This window comes from Mycobacterium sp. MS1601, from assembly GCF_001984215.1.
Classification (GTDB): Bacteria; Actinomycetota; Actinomycetes; order Mycobacteriales; family Mycobacteriaceae; genus Mycobacterium.
This window is the reverse complement of the sequence record NZ_CP019420.1, coordinates 5,343,186-5,354,729: the sequence shown is the minus strand read 5'-3', so window position 1 is coordinate 5,354,729 and position 11,544 is coordinate 5,343,186. Positions and strand designations below refer to the sequence as shown.

4 protein-coding genes are annotated in these 11,544 nt (G+C 67.1%); 1 reads left to right on the top strand and 3 read right to left on the bottom strand.

Going from position 1 to position 11,544, the window contains the following annotated elements; genetic code table 11:
• Window positions 1-50: 50 nt before the first annotated feature.
• Entirely contained in the window at window positions 51-6,326 is a 6,276-nt protein-coding gene (pks2, locus tag BVC93_RS25585; protein WP_083739886.1) for a sulfolipid-1 biosynthesis phthioceranic/hydroxyphthioceranic acid synthase, read from the top strand.
• Here pks2 and BVC93_RS25580 read toward each other — a convergent pair whose 3' ends face one another.
• From BVC93_RS25580 to BVC93_RS34835, 3 genes are read right to left on the bottom strand one after another with little or no spacing between them, the layout of a single operon-like run.
• Window positions 6,327-7,001: a methyltransferase family protein gene (locus BVC93_RS25580; protein WP_083739885.1), complete on the bottom strand. Its 675-nt coding sequence runs from the start codon at window positions 6,999-7,001 to the stop codon at window positions 6,327-6,329.
• Window positions 6,998-7,945, bottom strand: coding sequence for a metal-dependent hydrolase (locus BVC93_RS25575; RefSeq protein ID WP_083739884.1), 948 nt, complete (start codon window positions 7,943-7,945; stop codon window positions 6,998-7,000). Before BVC93_RS25575 ends, BVC93_RS25580 begins: the two co-directional genes overlap by 4 nt.
• Window positions 7,942-11,538 (bottom strand): condensation domain-containing protein, encoded by a 3,597-nt coding sequence (locus BVC93_RS34835; RefSeq protein ID WP_442928975.1) that lies wholly within the window; start codon window positions 11,536-11,538, stop codon window positions 7,942-7,944. The genes BVC93_RS25575 and BVC93_RS34835 overlap by 4 nt, the downstream gene beginning before the upstream one ends.
• Between the last annotated feature and the right edge of the window lie 6 nt (window positions 11,539-11,544).

The window sequence follows — 11,544 nt, the reverse complement described above, 5'->3', positions numbered from 1 at the left end:
CGCGTGAGTCGAACAGCGGGCAACGACGTCGCTGTTGTGAGGAGTCGGGGATGGCTTCAATCGGTGCGATCGGCGATCGTTCACCTGAGACGCGATCGAATGCTGTCGCCGTGATCGGCATGGCCTGCCGGTTGCCGGGCGGTATCGACTCGCCGGAACGTTTCTGGGAGGCGTTGCTACGCGGTGACGATCTGGTCACCGAAGTCACGCCTGACCGCTGGGATTCCGACGAGTTCTACGATCCCGAGCCGGGTGTTCCGGGTCGCACGAGATCGCGGTGGGGCGCCTTTCTCGACGACATCGGTGGATTCGACCCCGACTTCTTCGGCCTCAACGACAACGAGGCGGCGGCCATGGATCCGCAGCACCGTCTGCTGCTGGAGACTTCGTGGGAGGCCATGGAACACGCCGGCCTGACCCCCGCGGCGCTGGCCGACTCGCGCACCGGCGTGTTCACCGGGCTGACGCATTACGACTACCAGATGGTGAACACGTCGTCTACGGCGATGGAGGGTCCATACGGCTTCCAGGGCAACACCTTTGCCATGGCACCGGGTCGCATCGCCCACCTCCTTGGGCTGCATGGTCCCGCGGTGGCCGTCGACACCGCCTGTTCGTCCGGGCTCTTGGCGGTCCACATGGCCTGTCGCAGCCTCACCGACAGCGAGAGTGACCTGGCGATCGCCGGCGGCGCCTACGTGATGCTGGACCCGCGCAAGTACGTGGCGGGAACCGCGGCCGGGCACCTGTCCCCGACAGGGCGCTGTCGCGCCTTCGACGTCGCCGCCGACGGCTATGTCAGCGGCGAGGGCTGCGCTGTGGTGCTGCTCAAACGCCTGTCCGACGCCTTGGCCGACGGCGACCGGATCCTGGCCGTGGTGCGCGGCAGTTCCGCCAACCAGGACGGCCACACGGTGAACATCTCGACCCCGTCGGCGACGGCCCAGGCCGCGGTATACCGGTCCGCTTTGGGGGCTGCCGGCGTGGACGCGCGCAGCGTCGGCATGGTCGAAGCGCACGGGCCCGGCACTCCGGTGGGTGATCCCATCGAGTACACCAGCCTGAGCCAGGTGTACGGCACCGAAAGCCCGTGCGCACTGGCATCGGTGAAGACCAACCTCGGCCACGCCCAGTCCGCGTCCGGGGCTCTCGGGTTGGTCAAGGCCGTCCTCGCGGTGCAGCACGGCACGGTCCCACAGAACCTTCACTTCACCCGTCTACCGGATGCCCTGGCCAAGATCGAGACCAATCTGTTTGTGCCACAGACGAACACCACCTGGCCCGGCGACTCCGCGCAGCCCCGCAGGGCCGCGGTGTCCTCCTACGGTGTGTCGGGAACCAATGTCCACGTCATCGTCGAGCAGGCGCCCGACACCACCACCTCGGTCACAGCGGCAGCGGCAGAACCGCTGTTGTTCGTGTTGTCGGCCAATTCGGCCGACGGCCTGCGCCGCACCGCAGGCCGGTTGGCCGACTGGGTGGGCACACACGACGACGCGCCGCTGGCCGATCTGGGTTACACCTTGGCCCGCAGACGGGCTCACCGCCCGGTGCGCACTGCGGTCGCCGCGACCGACCGCATCGAGTTGGAAATGGCGTTGCGCGAGATCGCCGACGCCGACACAGTGCACCCGGCCGCCGTCGGCCTCGATGATCAAGGGCCCGTCTGGGTGTTCTCCGGGCAGGGTTCACAATGGGAGAGCATGGGCGCTGACCTCCTGTCAGCCGAGCCCGTCTTCGCCGCCACCGTCGCCCGACTGGAACCCCTGATCTGGAGCGAGTCCGCGTTCTCGGTGACCGAGGCCATGTCTGCCCCAGAGGTGGTGACCGGAATCGACCGGGTTCAGCCCACCTTGTTTGCCATGCAGGTCGCGATCGCGGCGACATTGAGGTCCCACGGTGCGCGCCCCGGCGCGGTGATCGGACACTCGATGGGTGAGACAGCCGCCGCCGTGGTGTCCGGTGCACTGTCGCTCGAGGACGGCGTGCGGGTGATCTGCCGGCGCTCGCGGCTGATGGCGCGGATTTCCGGCTCAGGTGCCATGGCGGCGGTGGAACTACCTGCCAAGCAAGTGCTTTCAGAGCTCACCATCAACGGCATCAAGGACGTGGTGGTGGCGGTGGTCGCCTCCCCGCAGTCCACCGTGATCGGCGGTGCCGCCGACACGGTGCGCCAACTGGTGGAGGCATGGGAGCTTCGCGATGTGCTGGCCCGCCAGGTGGCCGTCGATGTCGCCTCCCACTCACCCCAGGTCGACCCGATCCTCGCCGAGCTCACCGACGTACTCGCCGGCGTCGTCCCGAGGACACCCGAGATCCCCTACTACTCGGCCACCGGGTTCGATCCGCGCGAACAACCCTTGTGCGACAACAAGTACTGGGTTCGCAATCTGCGTAACACGGTCAGGTTCGCAGCGGCCGTCCGCGCCGCGCTGGAGGACGGGTTCCGGGTGTTCACCGAAATCGCACCCCACCCGCTGCTCACCCACGCCGTCGAGCAGACCGCCGACAGTATCGATGTACCGCTCGCGATGTTGGCGGCCATGCGCCGGCAGCAGGCTATGCCGCACGGCTTGCTCGGGGTCATCGCCGACCTGCACAGCGCAGGAGCTGCGATTGATTTCGCCATTCCGTATCCCATTGGCCAATTGGTGGATTCGCCGCTGCCACCGTGGTCGCACCGCCGACTGTGGTTGACCTCCGGCGACCAGGACTCCCCCACCCAGGGCGGTCGCACCATGGCCGTGCACCCACTCCTGGGCCCACACGTGCGCCTGCGAGAGGAGCCGCAACGCCACGTATGGCAAGCCGAAGTCGGCACCAACGCGTCACCCTGGCTCGCTGAACACCGGGTCCGCGATGTCGCCGTACTGCCCGCGGCGGCGTACTGCGAGATGGCACTGGGTGCGGCACAGTTGGCCGTCGAAGGCGACGCCGAGGTGACTGATCTGCACTTCGACCAGGCACTGCTGCTGGACGACCAGACCGAGGCCGACGCGTCGACTTCCGAACAGGCGCCGGGCGTGGCCGAGTTCTCTGTCCAGACCCAGCAGGGCCGACATGCCGGTGCGCTACTGCGCTCCGCCACCGACGATCCCCCACCCGCGTACGACATCTCAGCGCTCTTGGCGGCCCACCCCGACCAACTCGAGGGCGCCGCCGTACGTGCCGGCATGGATCTGCGTGGCGTGCACTACGGCCCGGCCTTCACCGGCCTCGGTGTCGTCCACATCGGTGACGACGTGGGTTCGGTGCTGGCCGAGATCGCGCTGCCCGGCCATCTACGTTCGCAGCTGGCCGCATACGGAGTTCACCCGGCCCTTCTGGACGCCTGCTTCCAGTCCGTCGGAGCCAGCCCGCACGTGCGTGCCCTCGGCGAGGGCGTACTCGGGTTGCCACTGGCGGTCCGCCGACTGCGGTCCTACGGCTCCGCCCGCAACGCGCACTACTGCTACACCCGGGTCACGGCTGTCGACACCTGCGGAGTGGAGGCCGATCTCGATCTGCTCGATCACAGCGGCGCCGTGTTGCTGCGGGTACAGGGATTATGGTGCGGCACCGGAGTCGCCGGGGACGAACACCAGGACCGTCTGCTGGCCGAGCGGCTTCTGACTGTGGAATGGCAGCCGCGCCAAACGCTTGACGTCGCTGAAAGCGGTACCCAGAACTGGCTGCTGGTGTCCGCGGCCGACACCCCCGATCCCCTCGCCGCCACGGTGGCTGATGCTCTGCGAGAGCACGGCGCAGCCGGCGCGGTACTGAACTGGCCCCACCACAGCGAGCATGCCGTCACAGCCGAACTCCTGCGCGAGCACCTGAGCGGCGGTGGCTTCACCGGGGTGGCGGTGGTCATGGCGCCCAAACCCGGGGACGCAGCGGGGACCTTTCCCGTATCGGGCCGAGACAACGTTGCCCACCTGCTGCGGATGGCCCGGGCGCTGACCGAGCTGCCCGGGCAACTACCACCGCTGGTGGTGATCACCCGTGGCGCACAGGCTGTTCTGCCCGACGACGCCGTCGAGCTCTCCCAGGGTGGACTGCGCGGGCTGATCCGGGTGATCGGAGCCGAGAATCCCCATTTGCGGATCGCCCAGACCGATCTCGACGAAGCCACCGACCCCGCACTGGTAGCCAGACAATTGCTCAGCGGCACAGCCGAAGACGAGACCGCCTGGCGTGACGGCGCCTGGTACACCGCGCGACTGCAGCATTCCCCTCTGCGCCCCGAGGAACGCCACGTCTCGGTCGCCAACCATCAACAAGACGGGATGCGTCTGCAGATCCGCACCCCCGGCGATCTGCAGACCCTGGAACCCGTTTCCCACCAACGCCGCAAGCCGGGACCGGGACAGGTCGAGATCGCGGTCACCGTTTCGAGCATCAACTTCGCTGACGTGTTGGTGGCCATGGGCCTGTTTCCCCGTATCGACGGGGACCTTCCCGAGTTGGGGATGGATTATGCCGGAGTGGTCACCGCTGTCGGCCCGGGAGTCGACGACCATCGTGTCGGCGACCGGGTGGGCGGATTCTCCCCCAACGGATGCTGGGGCACGTTCGTACTCTGTGACGCCCGCCTGGCAGTGCCCCTTCCGGCCGGGCTGAGCGATCATCAGGCCGCCGCGGTCGCCACCGCCACCGCCACCGCCTGGTACGGCCTGCACACCCAGGCCGCGATCACTTCCGACGATCGCGTACTGATCCACTCGGCCACCGGAGGCGTCGGGCAGGCAGCCATCGCGATCGCCCGCGCCGCCGGAGCACAGATCTTCGCCACTGCCGGCAGTGAGGATCGGCGACAGCTGTTGCGTGACATGGGGATCGAGCATGTCTACGACTCCCGCAGCATCGACTTCGCCGATCAGATCCGCCGGGACACCGACGGCTACGGTGTGGACGTCGTGCTCAACTCGCTCACGGGGGCGGCGCAGCGCGCCGGATTCGAGTTGCTGGCCGTCGGCGGACGATTCGTCGAAATCGGCAAACGCGACGTCTACGGCAACACCCGACTCGGGTTGTTCCCCTTCCGGCGCAACCTCACGTTCTACTACCTGGATCTGGCCCTGATGTCGCTCAGCCACCCACAGCGGGTTGCGGAGTTGCTGGGCACCGTGTTTCGGCTCACCGCCGAGGGTACGCTGCCCGCCGTCGAGTACACCACGCTCCCACTGGCCGACGCCGCCGACGCCATTCGGACCATGGGTGCCGCGCAGCACACCGGCAAACTGCTACTCGAGGTCCGGCGCACCGGACACACGTCAGTGGTGGTGGATCCGCATGACGCACCGGTATTCCGTGCCGACGGGGCCTACCTGATCACCGGCGGACTAGGCGGGCTTGGCCTGTTCTTCGCCGAGAAGTTGGCCGCTGCCGGTTGCGGCCGCATCGTGCTCACGTCCCGCTCGCAGCCGACGGTCAAGGCGCTGGAGACCATCGAGATGATCCGCGAGATGGGCGGCGACATCCAGGTGCACTGCGGCGATATCACCGACCCCGGCACCGTGCGGGACATGGTGGCCGTCGCAACCGCCACCGGGCTCCCGGTACGGGGTGTTCTGCACGCGGCCGCGGTGGTCGAGGACGCCATGCTGAGCAACATCACCGACGATCTCCTGCAACGCGACTGGGCCCCCAAGGTCCACGGCGCGTGGAATCTGCACACCGAGACCGCGGGTCAACCGTTGGACTGGTTCTGCTCGTTCTCTTCGGCAGCGGCGCTGGTGGGTTCACCCGGGCAGGGTGCCTACGCCGCTGCCAACAGCTGGCTCGATGCGTTCACCCGGTGGCGCAGGGCCCAGGGTCTGCCCGCCACGTCCATTGCCTGGGGAGCCTGGGCCCAGATCGGACGGGCCACCGAGTTCGCCGCGAACGCCGGCGCCGCCATCAGCCCCGACGACGGTGCGTACGCTTTCGACGCGCTGCTGCGCCGGGGTCGTGCCCACACGGGGTACTCGCCGATGATCGGCAGCACCTGGCTGACCGCGTTCGCTGCACGCAGCCCGTTCGCCGAGGCCTTCCGCTCCGGAGTTCAGGGCGCCGTGGGCACCAACAGACTGCGTGCCGAGCTCGCCGAGTTACCGGCGGAGGAATGGCCCACCAGGGTCCGACGCCTGATCTCAGAGCAGATCAGCCTGATCCTGCGTCGCAGTGTCGATCCCGACCGCCCGCTCTCCGAGTACGGAGTGGACTCGCTGGGCGCCCTCGAACTGCGCACCCGCATCGAAGCCGAAACGGGAATTCGACTGGCCTCCAGCGATCTTGCCGTGGGCACTGTCCGCGGGTTGGCAGAACTGCTGTGTGAGAGGCTGGCGCCGGTAGACGTTGCCTGATCACCACATGCACGGCACCAGCCGGTAGCGCACCTTCTGGGTGTACTGCCGGTAACCGGCCAGTTCGTCACGCAGCAACGTCTCCTCGTCGCGGATACGCGAGGCCAGCACCAGCACGCCGGGTACCACGAACGCCAGCGCGGCGAAGGAACCGAGGGCCAGCGGAGTCCCTGCCAACATCAGCACGTTGCCGGTGTACATCGGGTGGCGTACCACCGCGTACAGCCCGGTGGACACCACCTGTTGCCCCTGCTCCACCCGCACTGTGGTGGACGCGTAGCTGTTCTGCACCGCCACCAGCACCACCACCGCCAACCCCACCGCCACCACCACCGCCCCGGCCACACAGAGCGCCACAGGCACCTTGGACCACCCGAACCGATGGTCCAGCGCAGCGACCACACACATCGCCGCCAGGGATCCGTACAGCACGGCCATCGCGACCTTCTGCACGTTTCGTCCTTCGGCCGCCGGGCCGCCGCGCATCCGCCGTTGCAGCGCAGCAGGATTGGTCAGTTGCACATAGATGCTGGGCAGCCACGCCGCGACCGCGAACACCGCCAGCAGCATCCACGCCTGCCAGTAGCCGAACGTCCAGGCCGGGACGAAGAGCAGCACAGCGATGGCGAGAAACTGCACCAGCCCCGCAACCGCGACCTTGACAACGGATTTCACGGTTCTCCCTGACGCGTGTTGGTGTACCACCGAGTCACGTCATGACCGGCGTCGTAGCGGGCGAACCACTCAGCGGCCAGTGCGGGCAATTCCTGACACGCCGGGTTGTGACCGGGGATCTGGCTGCGCAGCACCCCATACGTGGCCGTCAGCTTCTCGCGCAAGCGCACGTGGGGATAGATCTTCTCCAGTGGCCCGAAGTCAGGGATGTCGAACGCCCGAAATCGTGCCAGACGCGGAAACCTCGCCACCACGGCCCTTTTCCACCCTGGTCCCCCGGACATCGAGGTGGCGTCGACTTTCCGCTGAGCCAGTGGAACGTGCCGGTTGAAACCCTCAGCTGCCTTCATCATCACCGAACCCGCATGGGTGAACACCGACGGTGCGACACGCATGCGGTACCACCGGTCGGCGACCACAGCGTCGTAGATGAGCAAGGCGGAGCTACGGTGCTCGATCTCTTCGACAAAATGCCACAAGAACAACGAGGCCACGCGGTCGTCACCACCGGCGAACAGGGTGTCCGCATTGTCGAGCATCAACTTGAACGACGGCGTGAACGTCGCCTCCACGTCGGCGGTGTAGGCCAACCGGTACTTCAAGGGCTTGGTGGCGGTGAGGCGGTCATAGGAGGCGACCACCTGGTCGAAGGTGTCCTGCAGCGCCGGGTGACCTTTGATCAGCGCCTTGACGTGCTGTCGGTGCGCCAGACTGTGCTGGGCTTCCTGACGTACGAAAGCCCTGGCCTCCTCGGCGATCTCAGGATCGGAGATCAGGTTCAGTGCCTCGCCGATGGCGGCGACGATCATCTTCTCGAATCCGATTGCCAGGAAGGACAACGCATTCGCAGCACTGGAGAAGGCCGGATTGTCCTCGTTCCACACAAAAGGAACGTCGGGTTCGGAGAACCCGAACCGTATCTTCCGCACCAATAGGTCGGTCACGGATCACCGGCGCCCGTACCGGCCAACCGCTCACTCAATCCCCGCACCGTCGGAGTCTCGATCAAGGCTGCCACGGTCAGGTCGGTGTCCAGCACCGCGTTGATCATGGCCACCGCCCTCAGCGCCGACAGTGAGTCACCGCCCAGATCGAAGAAGGTGTCATCAACACCGACACGCTGCACGTTGAGCAACCGCGTGAAGATGTCGACGAGGTGTTGCTCACGTGGGTTCGACGGACCGCGGTACCACCGCGGCGCCGCCTTCACCGCGACGGCGGGGGGCGTCCGCACCGTCGCTGGCGGTATCGCCGAGGACAACGGCGCTGCGGGGTCGGCAATCATGGTCTCCAGTACCCGGATCAGCTCATCGAGCAGTGTCTCCATCTCGGCGGCGTCGAACACGTCGGTGCGGTACTGCACGCGAAAATGGAGCTGCCGGCCCGGCACAGCCTGGATGGTCAGCGGGTAGTGGTAAGTGTCGCGCGCTGTGATGTCGGTGATGTTCAGCCCATCGCTGCTGTGGGCCGCGTCGGCGGGATAGTTCTCGTAGACAAAGGCAGTGTCGAACAGCCGCGACTGGCCGGCCACACGGTGAATCTCACTGAGTCCCAGGTGTTCGTGGTCGAGAGTGAGATTGCGTCGGTGATGCAGTTGAGCCAGCAGCTCCACGGTGGTGGTGGTCGGTGTGAAGGTGGCCCGCGCAGGCACCGTGTTGATCAGCAGCCCCACGATGGCGTCCGCTCCGGGCACGTCGTCGGGCCTGCCGGACACCACGATGCCGAAGGCGACGTCATCGTGACCGGTCGACGACCTCAGCAGGAGCGCAAACGCTCCCTGCAGCACCGTGCTGACGGTGGTGTGGTTGGCGCGGGCGAGTTCACCCAGGGCGCGGGTGGTCTGCTCGGACACCAGCACCGAGGTGACCTGGCGCGGACCCACTCCGAGATGGTCCGGTGAGCCCACCAGGGTGGGCGCACCGAATCCGCTGAGGGCCTGCGCCCACGCGGTGCGGGCGGCCTCGACGTCGCGGTGGGCCAACCAGTCCAGGAACCGGCGGTAAGGCACCGCGGCGGGTAGCCGCTGCTGGTGGTAACCGGCGAGCACCTCGGCCATCAGCACCGGCAGCGACCAGCCGTCCAGCAGAATGTGATGATTGGTCAGGACGAACCGGTGTCGGTCAGGCGCGACGCGCAGCAGCGCCGCCCGCGCCAGCATTCCGTCCACCACATCACATACCGCATTACGTTCGGCAGCACACAGTTTGGCGATCTGCTCGTCGAGGTCGAATTCGTGGCCGGTGAGGTCGATGTACTGCCACGGCACCTCGGGATGCGCCGGGATCACCTGCACCGGTTCGTCGAACTTCGTGCAGAACCAGGCTGCCAGATTGGGATGCCGTTGCACCGCGAGCTGGATCGCCTCACGCATGCGGTGCTGCTCGACGTGACCTGTCAGCGCGACCTCGATCTGCACTGCGTACACATCGTCTCCAGAGGCGCGGGCCACCTCGGCGTGGAACAGCAAGCCCTGCTGCAGAGGTGTCAGCGGCAGGATGTCGGCCACCTCGTCGACTTTGCACAGTTCGTCGATCTGACGTTGAGTGAGCTTGGCGGGCAGGATGTCCGAGGGGGTCAGCCCGCCGCCGCCACCGCGGACGTGTGCACAGATCCCGGCCAGCGCGTCGAACCAGAGCTCGCTGAGTCGGCCGACCTGCTCCTGGTCCAGTACGGTCGGCGCCCAGGTCCAGCCGGCCCGTAGCCTGGGTCCGGCGTCGGTGTCGACGGTGCCCGCGTTCAGTTCCACACTGTGCATCAGTGGCATGGAGATGGCAGCCGCAGCGCCGGTGACGGCCCACCCGTCCTGGCGGATCTCCCAGATGTCGCCGGAGACCTCGGCCCGGGCAGCACCCAGGCGCCCCAGGTAGTTGAACCCGATCGTCGGGTCGGGTCCGGACACTCCGGCATCGGCATTGAGGTAGCGCAACAAGCCGTAGGTGAGTCCGTCCGGCTGCGCACGCAGCTGTTCTTTGGCCTCTTTGATGACTGCGCCCAGTCTGGCGTCACCTGCCAACACCTGCGCCCAGCTCAGTTCGCCGATATCAAGTGCCACCGGGTATTTGGTGGTGAACCACCCAACCGTGCGCGACAGGTCGAGGCCGTCGTCATCCACGAGCTCCTCTTGGCGTCCGTGGCCCTCGGCATCGATGACGACGGGCGTGGCTCTGCCGAGGAGTTCCGTCAGTGCCATTGCGAACGCGATCAACAGGATGTCGTTGATGCCGGCGTGGAACGCCGCGGGCACCTCGCCGAGCAGCAACCGGGTGCTCTCGACGTCCAGTTCCGCCGAGAGGCTGCCTGCGGCGGCGTAGGTGTCGACATCGGGCTGGATTGCGGGGAATGCGGCGGGTAGGGCCTCGATCTGGCGCCAGCGGCTCGCCTGCTCCACCACCACCGGGTGGTGGGCGTGTTCGGCCAGCACGGCAGCCCACCGCGCAAACGACGTCCCTGCGCGGGGCAGCGTGACTGATTGCCCACCACGCAGCTGTGCCCAGGCAAGATTTATGTCCTCCAACAGGATCCGCCACGACACACCGTCGACCACCAGGTGATGCGCGATGACCACCAGCTGTCCCAGCGGCGGCACCCACAACGCACTCAGCATCCTCCCGGCAGCCGGATCCAGTCGCGACCTGGCCGCGATCACCGCGTCCGTGGACAACTCCGGGACGGTTTGCACGCACAACCGGGCATCGACCACGCCCGCCTCCGGGATCTGCAACCTCCAGCCATCGGCGCGCAACCGCAGCATCGGATGCAGGTCCAGCACTGCCTGCACCAACGTCACGACATCGGCTTCGGTGACACCGATCGGCGCCTGGATCACGACCGTCTGGTTGAACTGGTCGACCGGGCCCTGCACGCCCTGCAGCCAGCTGATGATGGGGGTGGCGATCAGCGGACCGATGCCGTCGTCGGTATCTCCGTCTCCCGCTCCGGCGACGCGCGCCAATCGGGCCAATCCCTCAACGGTCTGCTCCACGAACAGATCTCGCGGTCGACACCGCAGCCCGGCTGCACGTGCCCGCGCAACCACCTGCATCGACAGAATGCTGTCACCACCGAGTTCGAAGAACGACTCGTCCACCCCGACCCGCTCCAAGCCCAATACCTGCGCAAAGATTCCCGCCAGGATCTCCTCCACCACATCGCCTGGTGCCCGATGGGATATCACGTCCTGATATGCCGGCGCAGGCAGTGCCCGCTTGTCCAATTTGCCGTTCACGGTCAACGGCATCTCCTCGACCACCACAATCGCGGCCGGCACCATGTAGTCGGGCAGGCGGGCGGCCACTGCGGAGCGCACTGCCACGGGATCCGCTGTGCCGGTGACATATCCGACCAGTCGCTTGTCGCCGGGGCGGTCCTCGCGAGCGATCACCTCGGCCTGCGTCACACCGTCGACTGCGGCAAGTGCGGCCTGGATCTCGCCGAGTTCGATGCGGTAGCCGCGGATCTTGACCTGCTCGTCGGAGCGCCCCAGGTACCGCAACTGCCCGTCAGCACCCCAGCACATCACATCGCCGGTGCGATACATGCGGCT

Bases quoted from the DNA above. Each gene is read 5' to 3' on its own strand.
- BVC93_RS34835 (WP_442928975.1), bottom strand. From the start codon at position 11,538: ATGTATCGCACCGGCGATGTGATGTGCTGGGGTGCTGACGGGCAGTTG.
- pks2 (WP_083739886.1), top strand. From the start codon at position 51: ATGGCTTCAATCGGTGCGATCGGCGATCGTTCACCTGAGACGCGATCG.